Raw genomic sequence first — 18,418 nt, forward strand, 5'->3', positions numbered from 1 at the left:
TTTATGCTGGTTTATTCATCATCATCACTATATAAAAATAAAGTGCGCCGAGATAGCTAGCTAGAAATCGTTTTTTCTCTTTATAAAAAGATATAACCCCAGCATATTATTGCTAAGTGACAACAACTGATTAGAATATAATCAATAAACACATTCCTTGACTCAATTTTCATATTTCCTCCATTTTTACCCCTAAAGAAATAGGTAGAATGTCATAATTGATTGTGTCATTTCATTTTTTCTCAATTAGCGAGTTGTCAGTAGGATCACCAACGCAATGAATAACAACAAAAAGACCAAAAAAAGATTTTCTCTTATTATCACCCTGCTTATTGTTATCGCTGGCGCTATCGCCTATTGGCAATACTCTTCAAACAACAGCGCACCTCCTGTGAGTAAAGATACCCCTACTGCGAATACACCAAATAGAAGTACAGCTGGCTCAAGACGACCACCGATGCCTCCTGTACAAGTGGCGACATCTGCACAAGAAGATGTGCCGCAATTTTTAACTGCTTTAGGTACAGTGAAAGCCGTCAATAGTGTGACCGTGACAAGCCGTGTGGAAGGGCAATTAATGGCGTTGCATTTCACCGAAGGCCAACAAGTGAATCAAGGCGATTTGTTAGCAGAAATCGACCCACGTCCTTTTGAAGTGCAATTAGCGCAAGCTAAAGGGCAATTGGCAAAAGATCAGGCCACACTGGCAAATGCGCGCCTTGATTTAGCTCGCTACCAAAAACTGGCAAAGACCCATTTGGTTTCACAACAAGAATTAGACAACCAAGCGGCTTTAGTCAAACAGTCTGAAGCCAGTATTAGTATCGATAAAGCAGCAATTAATAATGCACAATTACAATTAACCTATAGCAAAATAACGGCCCCTATTTCAGGACGGGTGGGATTAAAGCAGGTTGATGTCGGTAACTATATTTCTGGTGGCTCATCTACGCCAATTGTCGTTATTAACCAGATGGATCCTGTTGATGTACTCTTTACATTACCAGAGCAAGATCTATCACAGGTTATCTTAGCCCGTAAAAATAGCCCTACATTACCTGTTATTGCATTAGACAGAAATAATAAAATTGAATTAGCACAAGGGACTCTATTTAGTGTTGATAATCAAATTGATGCCACTACAGGGACTATCAAATTAAAAGCCCGTTTTCCTCAACAAGAAAGTACGCTATTTCCCAATCAATTTGTCAATATTCGTTTATATGTCACTACATTAGAAAAAGCGGTAGTGATCCCCAATGCAGCATTACAAATGGGAAATGAAGGACACTTTGTTTGGGTTGTTGATGAGGAAAACAAAGTCAGCAAACTCGCTGTTGAGGTTGCATCACAAAATGCAGATAAAGTTGTCATTGCCTCAGGGTTATCCGCTAATCAACGTGTTGTCACCGATGGTGTGGATAGATTAACGCAAGGTGCCAAAGTCGAGATTGTAACACCGCTGGCACCTAAAGCTAAAACCACTGATCCCGTTGTTGCGGAGAAAGCATAATGAGCGAAAAAATCCCCGCTACAGGTGGTGGGCCATCTCGTTTATTTATTTTACGTCCAGTGGCAACAACGCTGTTTATGGTCGCGATTTTATTAGCAGGAATTGTCGGTTATCGTATGCTGCCAGTGTCGGCATTACCTGAAGTTGATTATCCGACCATTCAAGTCGTCACACTCTATCCTGGGGCAAACCCCGAGGTGATGACCTCTGCGGTAACAGCACCGTTAGAGCGTCAATTTGGACAGATGTCAGGCTTAAAACAGATGTCCTCACAAAGTTCAGGTGGGGCATCAGTCATTACACTGATGTTCCAACTCACATTACCGTTAGATGTCGCAGAGCAAGAAGTACAAGCGGCCATTAATGCAGCAACTAACTTATTACCTACTGATTTACCTTATCCGCCCATTTACAGCAAAGTAAATCCGGCTGATCCGCCAGTGTTAACCTTAGCCGTCACCAGCTCTGTATTGCCGATGACACAGCTACAGGATATGGTAGAAACGCGAATATCGCAGAAAATATCGCAAGTTAACGGCGTTGGTTTAGTCTCTTTAGCCGGCGGACAACGCCCTGCTGTGCGCGTAAAATTGAATGCCCAAGCAGCCGCCTCTTATGGGTTAGATAGTGAAACAATCCGCGTGGCTATTAATAATGCCAATGTTAACTCTGCCAAAGGTAGCCTTGATGGCCCCACTCGCTCGGTAACGTTATCCGCCAACGATCAAATGAAATCATTAGATGATTATCGCAAACTGATTGTTAGCTATAAAAATGGCGCCCCCATCCGCCTTGCCGATATTGCCACCATTGAACAAGCCCCAGAAAATAACCAGCTTGGTGCTTGGGCCAATAATCAACAAGCCATTATTATCAATGTGCAACGCCAACCGGGTGTTAATGTTATTGAAACAACGGATAATATTCGTAATTTATTACCGGATTTAGTGTCTAATTTACCTAAGTCGGTAAATGTTGAGATCTTAACCGATAGAACCACGACCATTCGGGCATCAGTGAAAGATGTCCAGTTTGAACTGGGACTGGCGATTGCACTTGTGGTCATGGTTATCTATCTATTTTTACGTAATGGTGTTGCCACTCTTATTCCTAGCATTGCCGTCCCCCTCTCCTTAGTGGGTACTTTTGCGGTGATGTATTTTTGCGGTTTTTCTGTCAATAACCTCACCTTAATGGCACTTACCATTGCGACAGGCTTTGTGGTTGATGACGCCATTGTGGTGATAGAAAATATCTCCCGTTATCTAGAGCGAGGAGATAAGCCGTTAACCGCAGCCTTAAAAGGGGCGGGAGAAATCGGCTTTACTATTATCTCACTGACTTTTTCTTTAATTGCCGTACTGATCCCTCTGTTATTTATGGGAGATATTGTTGGTCGTTTATTTAGAGAGTTTGCCATTACCTTAGCCGTGGCGATTTTAATTTCCGCGGTAGTCTCTTTAACCTTAACGCCGATGATGTGCGCACGCTTACTTAAACCAGAAAGTCAAATTAAGCACAATCGTTTTGAAATGGCTTGTGAGCGCTTTTTTGAAAAGATGATCGCCGTGTATGCGGTTTGGTTAAAACGTGTATTAAATCATCAATGGATAACATTAGGTGTTGCCCTCAGTACATTAGCATTAACAGTTTTGCTCTATCTATTTATCCCTAAAGGCTTTTTCCCTTTACAAGATAATGGGTTACTACAAGGTACAATAGAAACCTCACAATCCATCTCTTATCAAGCGATGGTTGAAAAACAACAACAAGTGGTTGAGAAACTGATTGACGATCCGGCCGTTGAGAATATTGCGAGTTTTGTGGGTATCGATGGCAGTAATGCCACCCTCAATACAGGTCGCTTGCAAATTACCTTAAAACCCCTCGATCAACGTGATTCACGCATTGATGAAATTATTCCTCGTTTACAAGCACGAGTCGCCTCTATTGCAGGAATTACACTCTATTTACAACCCACACAAGACTTAACTATTGATACACAAGTTTCCCGTACTCAATATCAATTTACCTTGCAAGCAACCTCGCTCGATGAGCTTGCCTATTGGGTGCCTAAATTATCACAGGCACTACAAGAGAGTCCGGAACTTACCGACATCAGCAGTGATTGGCAAGCTGATGGGATGATGGCCTATATCAATGTAGATAGAGATTCAGCCAGTCGCTTAGGGATCTCAATGAGTGCCATTGATAATGCGCTGTATAATGCCTTTGGACAGCGACTTATTTCAACGATTTACACCCAAGCAAATCAGTATCGTGTTGTCTTAGAACAAAATATGCACAATAGTGAAGGACTACAGGCACTTTCTGCAGTTCATTTAACCGGCAAAGAGGGTGCTATGGTGCCACTCTTATCTATTGCCTCTGTGGAGCAACGTCTCGCGCCTTTATCTATCAATCACCAAGAGCAATTTCCTGCTACCACATTCTCATTTAATGTCGCGAAAGACGCATCTCTTGAAGCCGCTGTTAATGCCGTTAAGCAAGCAGAAGAGCAAATTGCGATGCCAAAAGATATTACGACACAGTTTCAAGGGGCTACATTAGCTTTTGAAAGCGCCCTTTCCAGCACGCTGTGGCTTATCATTGCGGCCATCGTTGCTATGTATATTGTATTAGGCGTGTTATACGAAAGTTTTATTCACCCAATTACTATTTTATCTACCCTACCTACTGCGGGTGTCGGTGCTTTATTGGCACTGATGGCAGCCGGTAATGAGCTAGATATTATTGCGATTATTGGCATCATTTTGTTGATTGGTATTGTTAAGAAAAATGCCATCATGATGATCGATTTCGCACTGGCCGCTGAAAGAGAACAAGGACTATCTCCTTACGAAGCAATTTATCAAGCTTGTCTGCTACGTTTTCGCCCTATTTTAATGACCACTATGGCTGCGTTATTAGGTGCATTACCTTTAATGCTAAGCACTGGCGTAGGGGCTGAATTACGCCAACCATTAGGTGTATGTATGGTGGGGGGCTTAATTATGAGTCAAATACTCACCTTATTTACCACCCCTGTTATCTATTTGCTGTTTGATAAGTTATCACTTTACCTTAATCGCCATAAACGCGTTGAACATGATAATGGAGCGGTGTCATGAAGCTGTTTGCTCTATTTATTCAACGCCCTGTTGCTACTACACTACTTAGCCTAGCCATTTCTCTTTGTGGTGCATTAGGTTTTATGTTGTTGCCTGTCGCACCACTGCCACAAGTTGATTATCCGGTCATTAATATTTATGCCTCATTACCGGGGGCATCACCTGAAACGATGGCTTCTTCTGTTGCCACTCCCCTTGAACGCTCCTTAGGGCGTATTGCGGGGATTGATGAGATGACGTCAAGTAGTGCTTTAGGTAGTACCAGTATCACATTAGTATTTGACTTAAATAAAGATATTAATACCGCAGCTAGAGATGTACAGGCTGCGTTAAATGCCTCACAAAGCCTATTACCTTCAGGTATGCCAAGTCGCCCGCGTTATTACAAATCAAATCCTTCTGATGCACCGATTATGATCTTAACGCTGACCTCAGAGACACAAAATACCGGTGAGCTTTATGATCTCGCATCAACACGCTTGGCACAAAAAATTTCGCAAATTGAAGGAGTAAGTGAAGTTTCCGTAGGGGGAGGTTCATTGCCGGCTGTGCGTGTTGCACTCAATCCTGATGCGCTATTTAATCAAAATGTCAGTCTTGATGATGTACGCAAAGCCATTAGTCAATCCAATGTCAGAAGACCACAAGGCTTTATTCATAATGATGAAAATCGTTGGCAGATACAAACTAACGATGAGTTAAGCAAAGCTCAAGATTATCGCCCAATTATTGTGCATTATAATCAAGATGCTATCGTGCGTTTAAGTGATGTTGCCCAAGTGACAGACTCTGTACAAAACGCACGGGCGGCAGGAATGAGTGGTGGTGAACCGGCTATTTTACTGGTTATTCGCCGTGAAGCAGGCGCCAATATCATCGAAACTGTCAACCGCATTCGTGATGAACTCCCCGAATTACGTGAGCTACTCCCTGCCAGTGTCAATTTAAAGGTAGCTCAAGATAGAACCCCCACTATTCGTGCCTCATTAGCAGAAGTTGAACGCGCATTAGCGATTGCCGTGGCACTGGTTATTTTAGTGGTATTCTTATTTCTACGTTCAGGGCGTGCTACCTTGATCCCCGCTGTTGCCGTACCTGTTTCATTAATTGGTACTTTTTCAGCCATGTATTTATGTGGCTTTAGCTTAAACAATCTATCATTAATGGCATTAACGGTTGCAACCGGCTTTGTCGTGGATGATGCGATTGTCGTACTCGAAAATATCTCTCGCCATATCGAAAATGGCTTAAAACCTAAACAAGCCGCCCTAAAAGGGGTTAGCGAAGTGGGCTTTACGGTACTTTCAATGAGTATTTCATTGGTGGCGGTATTTATTCCTCTCTTGTTGATGGATGGCCTTGTCGGACGACTTTTTAAAGAGTTTGCCATTACCTTAACCACCGCGATTGGGATCTCTTTATTTGTCTCCTTAACATTAACCCCAATGATGTGTGCCCATTTATTAAAAGGCATAAAACCCAAAGCACAGTCACATTTACGCGGATTTGGTAAGTTAATTTTTCGCTTACAACAAGGTTACAGTGTCACACTACAAGCGGCATTACGGCATAAACGCTGGATCATGGCTATTTTTATTACCACCTTAGGACTGAATGCTTATTTATATATCAGTGCGCCGAAAACCTTTTTTCCAGATCAAGATACCGGTCGTTTAATGGGATTTGTACGTGCAGACCAAAGTATTTCATTCCAATCGATGAAAGAAAAAATGACCCGTTTTATGCAGGAGATTAATGCGGATAAGGATGTTGATAGCGTCACGGGATTTACGGGGGGAGGACGTATTAATAGTGGATTTATGTTTATTTCACTTAATCCGCTCTCAGAGCGCACAGATAGTGCAAATCAAGTGATCAATCGCCTTCGTATCAAACTGGCTAATGAACCCGGTGCAACACTATTTTTAATGCCTGTACAAGATGTACGTGCTGGAGGACGCCAAGCTAATGCCAGTTATCAGTTTACTTTACTCGCTGATGATTTAAGTGAATTACGTAAATGGGAGCCATTAATACGTAAAGCGTTAGGCGAATTACCTGAGCTGGTTGATGTCAACTCAGATAAAGAAGATAAAGGTGCCGAAATGGCACTCACTTATGATCGCGATACTATGTCGCAATTAGGCATTAATGTCAGTGATGCCAATAATTTATTAAATAACGCCTTTGGACAGCGGCAGATCTCTACCATTTATGCCCCGCTAAATCAGTATAAAGTTGTGATGGAAGTGTCTGAACAATATACGCAAGATGTTTCTGCACTAGATAAAATGTATGTGATGAATACACAAGGTGAACGTATTCCATTATCTGCATTTGCCAGTTGGTATCCCGCTAATGCACCTTTAAGTGTTAATCACCAAGGGTTGTCTGCCGCCTCTACCATCGCTTTTAATGTGCCAGAGGGCTATACCTTATCTGATGCCATTAACGCCATTGAGCGAACCATGACAGAGTTAGGTGTACCTAACACGGTACGAGGCACCTTTGCGGGTACAGCGCAAATTTTTCAAGAAACCATTAAGTCACAGCTTATCTTGATCTTAGCGGCTATTGTCACCGTCTATATTGTCCTTGGTGTGCTTTATGAGAGCTATATTCATCCATTGACTATTTTATCCACATTGCCTTCTGCCGGTGTTGGCGCATTATTAGCACTGCGCTTGTTTGATACCCCCTTTAGCTTAATTGCTCTTATTGGCATTATGTTGTTAATTGGTATTGTGAAGAAAAATGCCATTATTATGGTGGATTTTGCGATTACGGCTCAACGAGAAGGAAAACTATCCGCTCAAGAAGCGATTATTCAAGCCAGTTTATTGCGTTTCCGCCCTATTATTATGACTACCTTAGCCGCGCTCTTTGGCGCTTTACCTCTGATGCTAAGTAGTGGTGATGGTGCGGAATTAAGGCAGCCATTAGGCATTACCATTGTGGGTGGCTTGCTTATGAGCCAATTATTAACCCTGTATACCACTCCGATTATCTATCTGTTTTTTGATGGTGTTCGCCAACGTTGGCAACAACGACGCCATAACAAAAAAGAGGCAAATGCATGAAACTAAGAAGTAAGCTATTTTTGGTGATCTTCGCGACTTGCATGATAGTGGTATTTGCTATGCATATCGGTATTCGTAGTAGCTTCCAGCAGGGGTTTATTGGCTATATCAAGAAAAACAGTGAACAGCGGGCAACCTTGTTAGCCGAAGCGTTAAGCGATCAATATCAATTAACCGGAGATTGGCGTTTTCTCAATCGAGACGATCGCTCTATTTATCAGATACTACGAACCATTGACCAAATAAGTCAAAGTGGTGAAGGCCCTGCCCCTCGAGGATGGCGTACTCAGTTTTGGATCGTCGATAAACAGATGAAACGCTTATTTGGCCATGATAATCAATTTCCCGCAGAAACCTTTAAAAAACCTATTACTTATCATGATGAAATTGTCGGCTGGGTGATTGTCAGTGCAGCTGATAAAATCAGCAACGAAGCAGATATTAGCTTTGATAAGCAACAGTTACGCACCAGTTGGATCATTGCCGGCTTAACGGTGCTTTTTGCGCTATTAATTACGTTAATACTGTCACGCAGCATGATCCGCCCAGTAAAGCGATTAGTGGAGGCAACCCATAAATTAGCCGCTGGCGATTTTGCTGTTCGCGTGACCCCAACCAATAAAGATGAAATCAGCCAGTTAGCAACGGATTTTAATCAACTTGCCAGTACACTGGAAAAAAATGAGCAAATTCGCCGTGATTATATGGCAGATATCTCCCATGAGTTACGTACGCCATTGGCTATCTTAAAAGGAGAGCTTGAAGCGTTACAAGATGGTGTAAGAAAGCCAACTGCAGAAACTTTAAATTCATTACTCTTTGAAGTAACAAATTTAACTAAACTGGTAAACGATCTACATCAGCTATCATTATCTGATAGAGGCTCTTTGACCTATCGTAAGGATTTTATTGATATTAATGAAATTATTTTGTTAGCTGTCGCCTCTTATCGGCATATTTATCAAGCCAAAGAGATTGCTTTACAGACTGATTTAGATGATAACGTCAAACTGATTGTACAAGCTGATCCGGATAGGTTGATCCAACTTTTTCATAATCTATTAGAAAACAGTGTTCGTTATACCAATTCTGGTGGTCAATTGCATATTAGTAGCAAAAGAGAACATAATAATGTGTTGATTGTGTGGGAAGATAGTGCCCCGGGGCTAGATAAAGCACAATATGAAGCGGTATTCCAACGTTTTTATCGGGCCGAAAGCTCTCGTAATCGTTCCAGCGGTGGCTCTGGTTTGGGGCTTGCGATTTGCGAAAATATTGTCGAAGCTCATAATGGTAAAATCACGGCTATGCCATCCGCTATCGGTGGAGTAAAAATACTTATCGTATTACCTGTCTATTCTGAAGATAATTAAATTTTGCTCTATTGATTATACTGAATATTATTGTCCTAATTGATAACTATTGAGCCATATAGACAATGACCACGACCACATCTACATATTCAATTTTAATCGTTGAAGATGAGCCGAAATTGGCACAATTACTTATTGATTATCTTCAAGCATCTGATTATCAAACGCAGTGGCTGGCAGATGGTACTGAGGTTATACAACATATCAAGCAATCTCATTACGATTTAGTACTGCTTGATCTGATGCTACCGGGTAAAGATGGCATTACCCTATGCAAAGAGTTACGTCAGTTCTCCGATATTCCTATTATTATGGTCACCGCAAAAACAGAAGAAGTAGACCGACTATTAGGGTTGGAAATTGGTGCTGATGATTATATTTGCAAACCTTATAGCCCTCGAGAAGTGGTTGCCCGTGTAAAAACATTATTGCGTCGCTATTATCGGCCACAGGATATTGTGCAAAATAGCGCCTTAGTTATTATTGATGAGCAGGCTTACCAAATTCAATATCATAATAAAATTCTTGATTTAACTACCGCTGAATTTCGTCTTATTAAAGCATTAGCTACACAACCGGGCAAAGTGTTAAGCCGTGACCAGTTAATGGATCATCTGTATGATGATTATCGCATCGTAACCGACCGTACTATTGATAGCCATATAAAAAACTTACGGCGCAAACTTGAGCAACTTAACGATCAAATTGAATTTATTCGTTCAATTTATGGACAAGGCTATCGTTGGGAAACCGCAGCCTATCGTTTTCGATGATATTTTTTCAGGAATACATTGAACCTCGCTACAGTTAAGCGCTAGAATCCTCCCCTTTATGATATACCCTTACCTTTTGTGTAGGGGACTGACTTGAAATCAGAACCAGGAAATTAATCATGTTTACACCCGAATTGCTCTCTCCTGCAGGCTCATTAAAAAATATGCGCTATGCATTCGCTTATGGCGCAGACGCGGTCTATGCAGGTCAGCCTCGCTATAGTTTACGCGTACGTAATAATGAGTTTAACCACGAAAACCTTGCTAAAGGAATACAAGAAGCGCATGAATTAGGTAAACGCTTCTATGTTGTGGTTAACATCGCCCCCCATAATGCAAAATTAAAAACCTTTATCCGTGACTTAAAACCAGTTATTGATATGGGGCCTGATGCGCTGATTATGTCTGATCCGGGTTTGATCATGATGGTGCGTGAAGCTTTCCCTGATATGGATATCCACCTTTCAGTACAAGCTAACGCCGTTAACTGGGCTACCGTAAAATTCTGGCGTCAAATGGGCTTAACTCGCGTTATTCTTTCTCGTGAGCTATCTATTGACGAAATTGCAGAAATTCGTAAACAAGTCCCTGATATGGAGCTTGAAGTCTTCGTTCACGGGGCCTTGTGTATGGCTTATTCGGGTCGTTGCTTATTATCAGGCTATATCAATAAACGTGATCCAAACCAAGGTACATGCACAAATGCCTGCCGTTGGGAATACAAAGTTGAAGAAGGCAAAGAAGATGAAGTGGGGAATATCGTCGAGAAGTACCAACCTATCCCGGTAAAAAATGTTGAGCCAACGTTAGGTGTAGGTGCCCCCACTGATAAAGTGTTCTTAATTGAAGAAGCTAAACGTCCGGGTGAATATATGACGGCGTTCGAAGATGAACACGGTACTTATATTATGAACTCAAAAGATCTGCGCGCTATCGAACACGTTGAGCAGTTAACTAAGATGGGTGTACATTCATTGAAAATTGAAGGTCGTACTAAATCTTTCTATTATTGCGCACGCACAGCACAGATGTATCGCCGTGCTATTGATGATGCTGTTGCAGGTAAGCCTTTCGATCCAACACTGCTGACAACGCTAGAAGGTTTGGCACACCGCGGTTATACCGAAGGTTTTTTACGTCGCCATACCCATGATGCCTACCAAACCTATGAATACGGCTATTCTGTATCAGATACACAACAATTTGTAGGGGAATTTACAGGTAAACGTGTTAACGGTTTAGCTGAAGTGGATGTTAAAAATAAATTTATCTTAGGTGATAGCTTAGAGCTAATGACACCAACAGGAAATATTCAATTCACTTTAGATGCGTTATTTAATAAAAAACAACAGCCGACAGATGTTGCTCCGGGTAACGGCCATGTGGTTTATTTACCTGTTCCTGACGATGTTGATTTAAACTTTGCACTGCTTATTCGTAATCTGCCAGGAACGACAACCCGTCAACCTCATAAAATTGATGCGGTAGAAGTGAAGTAAATCATCATTATCTGATTTGATGTGGTCAATTTCAAAGATAGATCACATCAATACCTATTCATTTGCCGTATTATCTATTTCGAAAAATAAAGAACTAGAATGAATACAGTAAGACTAGGAACCACCTCCTTGGCAAATCCAATCTCCCTTGGATTTGCCTTTTCTTTTTTTATCCCCCGCTATTTTTATTATTATTTTTTGAGTAACGTAAATTGCTTTTGGCTTTGGTGATACTTTGTAAAAAAAATGGTAATTCGCCTAATATCCATTATCTTTAAATAAGTCATATTAATTAAGGAGTCATATTGATGGGCCAAATCAGTTTGCTGATTATCAATGGAAAAAACTCAGGCAATGAGGCTCTGCGACAAGCGGTTTATCAACAACGCAAGGAAGGTAATGATATCCAAGTCAGAGTGACATGGGAATCAAGTGATATTCAACGCTTTGTGCAAGAAGCACTACATATTCAAGCGCAAACCATTATCGCCGCAGGGGGTGATGGTACGATCAACAATGTCGCCTCTGAGCTGGTTCGTTTAGCCCCCTCTTCGCCCCCCGCGTTAGGCATTATCCCTTTAGGGACTGCAAATGATTTTGCCACCAGTGCACAAATCCCATTAGAGATGGACAAAGCGCTCAGTTTAGCGATTAAAGGTCGCGCCGTTCCTGTCGATATTATTAATGTGAACAAAACACATTACTTTATCAATATGGCCTCAGGTGGCTTTGGCACCAAGATCACCACTGAAACCCCTGAAGCACTAAAATCCGCCTTAGGTGGTGCTGCTTATTTTATTAATGGTTTATTGCGTATTGATACCTTAAAAGCGGATCAATGCACCGTTGAAGCTGAAAATTTTCATTGGAAAGGTGAAGCTTTAATTATCGGTATTGGTAATGGACGCCAAGCGGGAGGTGGACAACAACTTTGCCCCGAAGCACTGATTAATGACAATAAACTCAATATTACCCTTGTTGAAGCCCGTGAATTGCTTCCTTCTCTATTAACCAGTCTGTTCGATCGTAAGAAAAATGACAAAATTATTGAGCGAGAAAGTGATTGGGTCACTATTAGTGCGGCTCATGAAATGGTATTTAATTTAGATGGTGAACCCCTTTTAGGGGATAAATTTGAATTTATTGTACTACCTGAAGCGATCCACTGCCGGTTACCGCCCCAATGTGACTTGTTATCTTAATGTAGATAAATGACAATCACTATCATCTCATCGTGAACTGGAGTAAGTAATGACTGATATAGTAAGTTTGTTAGGTGCTGATGCTAACTCATTATTGGAACATCGCTGCCAAACCATCCCAAGCGAAAATCTCTACCTGCCAGGTTCTGACTTTGTTGATCGTGTGATGATTGATAACAATCGCCCTAATACTGTATTGCGTTCTATGCAAACCCTGTTTAACCATGGTCGTTTAGCAGGAACGGGTTATCTTTCTATTTTACCTGTCGATCAGGGTGTTGAACACTCTGCCGCTGCCTCATTTGCCGCGAACCCACTCTATTTTGATCCCAAAAATATTGTTGAGCTTGCCATTGAAGCCGGATGTAACTGTGTTGCTTCCACCTATGGTGTTCTAGCTTCTGTTTCTCGTCGTTATGCACACAAAATCCCATTTTTGGTAAAACTTAATCATAACGAAACATTAAGCTATCCAACTCAATACGACCAAACGCTGTATGCCAGTGTTGAACAAGCCTTTGAAATGGGCGCTGTTGCTGTAGGTGCGACTATCTATTTTGGTTCTCCAGAAAGCCGCCGCCAAATCGAAGAGATCTCGATGGCATTTGAACGTGCCCATGAATTAGGCATGGTTACCGTATTATGGGCATATTTACGTAATCCAGCCTTTAAGAAAGATGGGGTTGATTACCATGCAAGTGCTGATTTAACAGGTCAAGCTAACCATTTAGCATCAACCATTGGTGCCGATATTGTTAAACAGAAAATGGCTGAAAATAACGGTGGCTTTAAAGCGATTGGTTTTGGTCATACTGATGAGCGTGTTTACACTAAACTGACGAGCGAAAACCCCATTGATTTAGTGCGTTACCAATTAGCTAACTGCTATATGGGACGTGCAGGATTAATTAACTCAGGTGGAGCATCGGGTAATAACGATCTTGCTGATGCAGTACGTACTGCAGTCATTAATAAACGTGCTGGGGGCATGGGGCTTATCTTAGGTCGTAAAGCCTTTAAGAAATCCATGAAAGACGGTGTTGCTCTAATTAATGCCGTACAAGATGTCTATTTAGATAAATCTGTGACTATTGCTTAATTTTTACGATTAAATTACGCATTGAAGCCCCTCTAATAGGGGCTTTTTGATATCACCACCAGCGATGAAAATGATGTACAGGGCCGAAACCTTGACCCACCTCTAAACTGTCTGCCTGTTCTAACGCTTGCTGTAAATAGGCTTTTGCTTGTTTAACACAACTTTGCCAATCAGAAACTTGAGGACGAATAGCAGCTAAAGCGGCTGAAAGTGTGCATCCCGTACCGTGAGTATTTTTTGTATTGATGCGCGGTGAAGTAAATCGCCATTGCCCATCTTGGGTCAATAACCAATCAGGACTTTCTTTCTCGCTTAAATGGCCCCCTTTCATCAATACCGCCTGACAACCTTGATAAAGTAATGCCTCACCTTGTTGTTTCATAGTTGTTTCATCTGTCGCGATATCACAACCTAATAGTGCTGCCGCCTCAGGCAGATTTGGCGTGATCAAATCAACGCGGGGTAATAACTGAACGAACATTTTATCGATAGCATCAGGTTGTAACAGTGGATCGCCACTTTTGGCAAGCATAACAGTATCAAGTACGACAAAAGGAATGGGATATTGCTGCAGTTTATCGCAAACAACATCAATAATACTGGCATTAGAAAGCATACCAATTTTAGCGCTATCTATTCTGACATCAGAAAGTACCGCATCTAATTGTGCTGCGACAAAATCAGGGGATAAATCATAGACAGAGTGTACACCACAGGTATTTTGCGCTACCAGTGCAGTCATGACTGTTGTGCCATATACACCCAGTGCGGAAAATGTTTTCAGATCAGCCTGTATCCCCGCCCCACCACTCGGATCGGTGCCGGCGATAGACAATGCGTTATATCTCACTGATTAACTCCTCCTTTACCAGTTACAGAAAAGTCGGGCTCTGTTAATCAGCACAGTGACCTTGACTTCCCTACGCTGGCATTATCCAGATCAGGTTATACGGGTTCATCTCAGCCAATAGGCGCCCCGAGCCAAAGCTTATATGATATAAGCCACAAGAGTATCGCATGCAGAAGATAAAGAAGCTAGATAATGACAACCTTTATCAGCTCACTTAACGTGCTTTAAGTTAACTTTTCTATTTTAGAAGATAAATTAATCTAGCTTGTCTATAATAGAGGCAGGATCGATGATTTATATTTTATTAGCTATCAATCTTGAATATATATTCTCATCATAAAACAATGATAAGCATAAAATAAAATATTTTGCTCGTTTTAACGACAATCGATATATAATCTGCTAAATGAGGTATTTATAATGCATTTCTTGACCACCACTGATATGCGGAGGGGCTAAATGAAAAATGAACCATCGCAACAACAAAATGGACAATCAATGCCTTATCTTATTCCTGATGCAGATTTTAATGCGAAATTAAAACTACCAGCCAAAAATATTGAACATACAATACAATTTATAACCCAAGGGGTAAAAGATATTTCTTTAGACGGTTTTGAAATTCCTACGGGCTATCGGTTAGTTAAAGCTGTTCATAGAGATCAATATAGACTTATTACTACTAATAAAGAAAGCGAAACAGCCTATTTAGTTGAACTAAGATTTCGACAAGATATCGTTTATGGACAAACAACATGTACTCAAATAAAAGTATGGCGTTCTCGCCTTCCTAAACATCGCAATGTAATAAGAGATTTACCCCGCACTTTCTTTTATAACCTATTAAAAGTACACAATATTGTTGTGACTGATGAGGAACAAACCTCTGATGGTAAAGGTTTTTGGATTGATATGATTTTATGGGCTTTTAGTGAAGGATATTATATTTATGCTTCAGATGGCACTGAAATGGATCGACCATTACATTTAATTGATAGTGTGGAAGACTTTTATAATAAATGGGATGCGTTTTGCTGGGAAAAAGATCGCGATATTCATACTCATCGACTATTAGTTATTAGTAAAGAACCGTTATCTCAATAATTAAACGATTTTTTCTTAAAATCTGTGGGTTTTCCCCTCGTTACTCATAACTCACAGATTTACCCCTTCTTTAGGGGTGCTATAGTGAAGTGATCACTTTATCCAGCAGCCATAAAACTTAAACACTTTATAAACACATCTTCGTTTTTTGCTTTTTTTATTTAACTCTCATTATTAATTACTCTATTATCCTGCTCCTTTGCAATTTTGCCCATATAACAAACACTATTCATTATTAACGTTATATTAATATTTCAATATGCGATAAAAAAACCGATGGATATGTAATCGTTATATTATGTTATAATGTTTTTTAGATAATATTTAATCGTTATTATCTTGCTTAGTTTGTTTTATTCTAAAATCTAATAAATTATGTATCATTATTAAGCTTAATAAATCCTCAATTATATTAACTAATACTATAAATAATTATCTTTTAAATGGGAGCAACTGAGATACATCTCTTTGTAACCATTTGAAATTAAATATAATGTTATTAAAATAGTTCAATTTCGGATAGCTCTTATCTGAATATTTCACTAATTCAATAACACTATGGCACAAATTTTTTTAACATTACCAGAACCACCGCAATGCCGTATTCGGAGTTATATATGTCATCTACCTATTTTCACTCTAGCCTATTAGCAGCTACACTGTTTTCAGTTACGTTAACAGCACCTGCTTTTGCTTCTGAAAATACGCAAAACACACCTCAGACTATTACGACAAAAAAACCTCAGCCAGCAGAGAACACTTTCTCAGAAAAAAATGAGGAAAGCTATTGGGGAAAATTTAAACGTAATCTTACCCAAACTTGGGATAATGACCAATATAACTACTATTTACCGGTATGGACTTGGCATAACCGTTTTACTTACGATAAAGAAAAAACCAATCGTTATAACGAAACGCCTTGGGGATTTGGTATGGGTAAATATCGTTATGATAATGAGGGTGATTGGCATGGCTTATATGCTATGGCCTTTATGGATTCCAATAATCGTGTACAACCTATTATGGGCTATGGTTTTGAAAAAATGTGGTATCCCGGTGGAGATAGAGAGGGTTTTCGCATGGGGGCGGGCTTTACCTTAAGTGTGACTGCTCGTCATGAGTATAACTATATTCCTATGCCATTACCTCTACCGCTAGTGTCAGTCGGTTATGGACACTTATCATTACAGGCGACTTATGTACCAGGAACCTATAATAACGGTAATGTTTTATTTGCTTGGTTACGTTGGCAGTGATCGATTGCCCTAATAAAAAATAAAGTGACTCTTTTTAGAGTCACTTTTTTAATATCGCGTTTTTCTTATCTTTCGCTTAGGCTAACTTAGCCAAGATAATTTAACTATCTTGCCTTGCTTGTGTGGTTGTCAGCGATTTTTTAGTTCTTGAGATCTTAAAACCTATCCAGAGCAAGCCTACCCAAAATGGCATCAAAATAACGGAAATATTAATTTTTGGCATCATTAGAATAATGACCAAAATCATACATAAAAAGGCTAAACACAGATAGTTACCATAAGGATACCAAAGTGCTTTAAATGAAGGCTCTACACCCTCTTTAATTTTAGCTGCACGGAATTTTAAGTTTGCTAAACAGATCATGATCCAGTTAAGCACTAATGTTGTTACCACTAATGCCATTAATAGCTCTAAAGCTTGATCAGGGAGTAAATAGTTAACCAAAATCCCGAGTGATGTGGCTATCGCAGATAACCCCAAAGAAATAACAGGTACACCACGTTTATTAACCTTAGATAATGAATGCGGTGCATTGCCTTGTTTGGCTAAACCGTACAGCATCCGGCTATTAGAATAAACGCCACTGTTATAGACAGATAATGCCGCGGTTAAAACCACCGCATTTAAAATATGGGCAACAACAAAATTATCTAAATTATGGAAAATAAGTACGAAAGGACTTTCTCCTTTCACCACTTGGGTCCAAGGATAAAGAGAAAGCAGTACAATCAATGAACCAATATAGAAAATCAAAATACGATAAACAACTTGGTTAGTTGCTTTGGGAATACTTACTTTAGGATTTTCTGCTTCTGCGGCGGTGATCCCCACCAGCTCAAGTCCCCCAAATGAGAACATCACAATAGCTAATGCAGACATAAACCCAGTAAAGCCATGAGGGAAGAAACCTAGCTCCCATAAATTGCTCACAGAAGCTTGCGGACCACCATTACCACTGACCAATAAATAGCTACCAAATAAAATCATACCAACGATCGCCAAAACTTTTATAATGGCAAACCAAAACTCGGTTTCACCATACATTCTGACATTAATTAGGTTAATTAAATTAATAGCAACAAAAAACACCGCTACCGAAACCCACACCGGAATATCAGGTAACCAATAATTAATATATTTTCCTGCGGCGGTTAATTCAGCCATACCGACAAGAATAAACATAACCCAGTAGTTCCAACCTGATAAAAAGCCAGCAAATGGCCCCCAATACTTATTGGCAAAGTGACTAAATGAACCCGCAACCGGCTCTTCGGCAACCATTTCACCAAGTTGGCGCATGATCATAAACGCAATAAAACCACCAATCGCATAGCCTAATATAACTGATGGCCCAGTCATATTAATGGTTTGCGCGATACCAAGAAACAGACCAGCGCCGACAGCCCCACCCAGCGCAATCAGCTGGATATGTCGATTTTTAAGACCGCGCTTTAATTCTGCTTGTTGCGACTCTTTCGCCATACATCCTCTTTTCTTCATCTATCAGGTAAAAGTGTAAATCAATGTTTACGATTTT

At 40.4% G+C, this 18,418-nt stretch carries 12 protein-coding genes and 1 riboswitch; of the genes, 10 read left to right on the forward strand and 2 right to left on the reverse strand.

Annotated elements, in window-relative coordinates:
* Positions 1–277 precede the first annotated feature (277 nt).
* From HMPREF0693_RS03300 to fbaB, 8 genes are all read left to right on the forward strand, one after another.
* Positions 278–1,513 (forward strand): MdtA/MuxA family multidrug efflux RND transporter periplasmic adaptor subunit, encoded by a 1,236-nt coding sequence (locus HMPREF0693_RS03300; protein ID WP_004243444.1) that lies wholly within the window; start codon positions 278–280, stop codon positions 1,511–1,513.
* Positions 1,513–4,644, forward strand: a complete 3,132-nt coding sequence (locus tag HMPREF0693_RS03305; RefSeq protein WP_004243446.1) for an MdtB/MuxB family multidrug efflux RND transporter permease subunit — start codon at positions 1,513–1,515, stop codon at positions 4,642–4,644. Before HMPREF0693_RS03300 ends, HMPREF0693_RS03305 begins: the two co-directional genes overlap by 1 nt.
* Positions 4,641–7,724, forward strand: coding sequence for a multidrug efflux RND transporter permease subunit MdtC (gene mdtC, locus HMPREF0693_RS03310; protein WP_004243447.1), 3,084 nt, complete (start codon positions 4,641–4,643; stop codon positions 7,722–7,724). Before HMPREF0693_RS03305 ends, mdtC begins: the two co-directional genes overlap by 4 nt.
* The gene (gene baeS, locus HMPREF0693_RS03315) at positions 7,721–9,097 is read left to right on the forward strand and encodes an envelope stress sensor histidine kinase BaeS (protein ID WP_004243448.1); all 1,377 of its coding nucleotides are present in this window, start codon (positions 7,721–7,723) and stop codon (positions 9,095–9,097) included. The genes mdtC and baeS overlap by 4 nt, the downstream gene beginning before the upstream one ends.
* A 65-nt stretch (positions 9,098–9,162) precedes the next feature.
* Positions 9,163–9,870, forward strand: coding sequence for an envelope stress response regulator BaeR (gene baeR / locus HMPREF0693_RS03320; RefSeq protein ID WP_004243449.1), 708 nt, complete (start codon positions 9,163–9,165; stop codon positions 9,868–9,870).
* 119 nt (positions 9,871–9,989) lie between these two features.
* On the forward strand, positions 9,990–11,369 hold the full coding sequence (gene trhP / locus HMPREF0693_RS03325; protein WP_004243450.1) for a prephenate-dependent tRNA uridine(34) hydroxylase TrhP: 1,380 nt from the start codon (positions 9,990–9,992) through the stop codon (positions 11,367–11,369).
* A gap of 308 nt (positions 11,370–11,677) precedes the next feature.
* Positions 11,678–12,571 (forward strand): lipid kinase YegS, encoded by an 894-nt coding sequence (gene yegS / locus HMPREF0693_RS03330; protein WP_004243451.1) that lies wholly within the window; start codon positions 11,678–11,680, stop codon positions 12,569–12,571.
* A 49-nt stretch (positions 12,572–12,620) separates the two neighbouring features.
* Complete coding sequence (fbaB, locus tag HMPREF0693_RS03335) at positions 12,621–13,670, forward strand: class I fructose-bisphosphate aldolase (protein ID WP_004243453.1); 1,050 nt, start codon at positions 12,621–12,623, stop codon at positions 13,668–13,670.
* Between the two features lie 52 nt (positions 13,671–13,722).
* Here fbaB and thiD read toward each other — a convergent pair whose 3' ends face one another.
* On the reverse strand, positions 13,723–14,520 hold the full coding sequence (gene thiD / locus HMPREF0693_RS03340) for a bifunctional hydroxymethylpyrimidine kinase/phosphomethylpyrimidine kinase (RefSeq protein WP_004243454.1): 798 nt from the start codon (positions 14,518–14,520) through the stop codon (positions 13,723–13,725).
* A 50-nt stretch (positions 14,521–14,570) separates the two neighbouring features.
* A riboswitch (TPP riboswitch) is annotated at positions 14,571–14,659 on the reverse strand.
* A 320-nt stretch (positions 14,660–14,979) separates the two neighbouring features.
* Between thiD and HMPREF0693_RS03345 the strand changes: the two genes are divergently transcribed.
* Together HMPREF0693_RS03345 and pagP are read left to right on the forward strand one after the other, a co-directional pair.
* Complete coding sequence (locus tag HMPREF0693_RS03345; RefSeq protein WP_004243455.1) at positions 14,980–15,624, forward strand: hypothetical protein; 645 nt, start codon at positions 14,980–14,982, stop codon at positions 15,622–15,624.
* 617 nt (positions 15,625–16,241) lie between these two features.
* A complete protein-coding gene (gene pagP, locus HMPREF0693_RS03350) occupies positions 16,242–16,880 on the forward strand; it encodes a lipid IV(A) palmitoyltransferase PagP (RefSeq protein ID WP_004243456.1) in 639 nt (212 codons plus the stop codon).
* A gap of 100 nt (positions 16,881–16,980) precedes the next feature.
* Here pagP and HMPREF0693_RS03355 read toward each other — a convergent pair whose 3' ends face one another.
* On the reverse strand, positions 16,981–18,363 hold the full coding sequence (locus tag HMPREF0693_RS03355; protein ID WP_004248300.1) for an amino acid permease: 1,383 nt from the start codon (positions 18,361–18,363) through the stop codon (positions 16,981–16,983).
* Between the last annotated feature and the right edge of the window lie 55 nt (positions 18,364–18,418).

This window comes from Proteus mirabilis ATCC 29906, assembly GCF_000160755.1.
Taxonomy (GTDB): Bacteria; Pseudomonadota; Gammaproteobacteria; order Enterobacterales; family Enterobacteriaceae; genus Proteus; species Proteus mirabilis.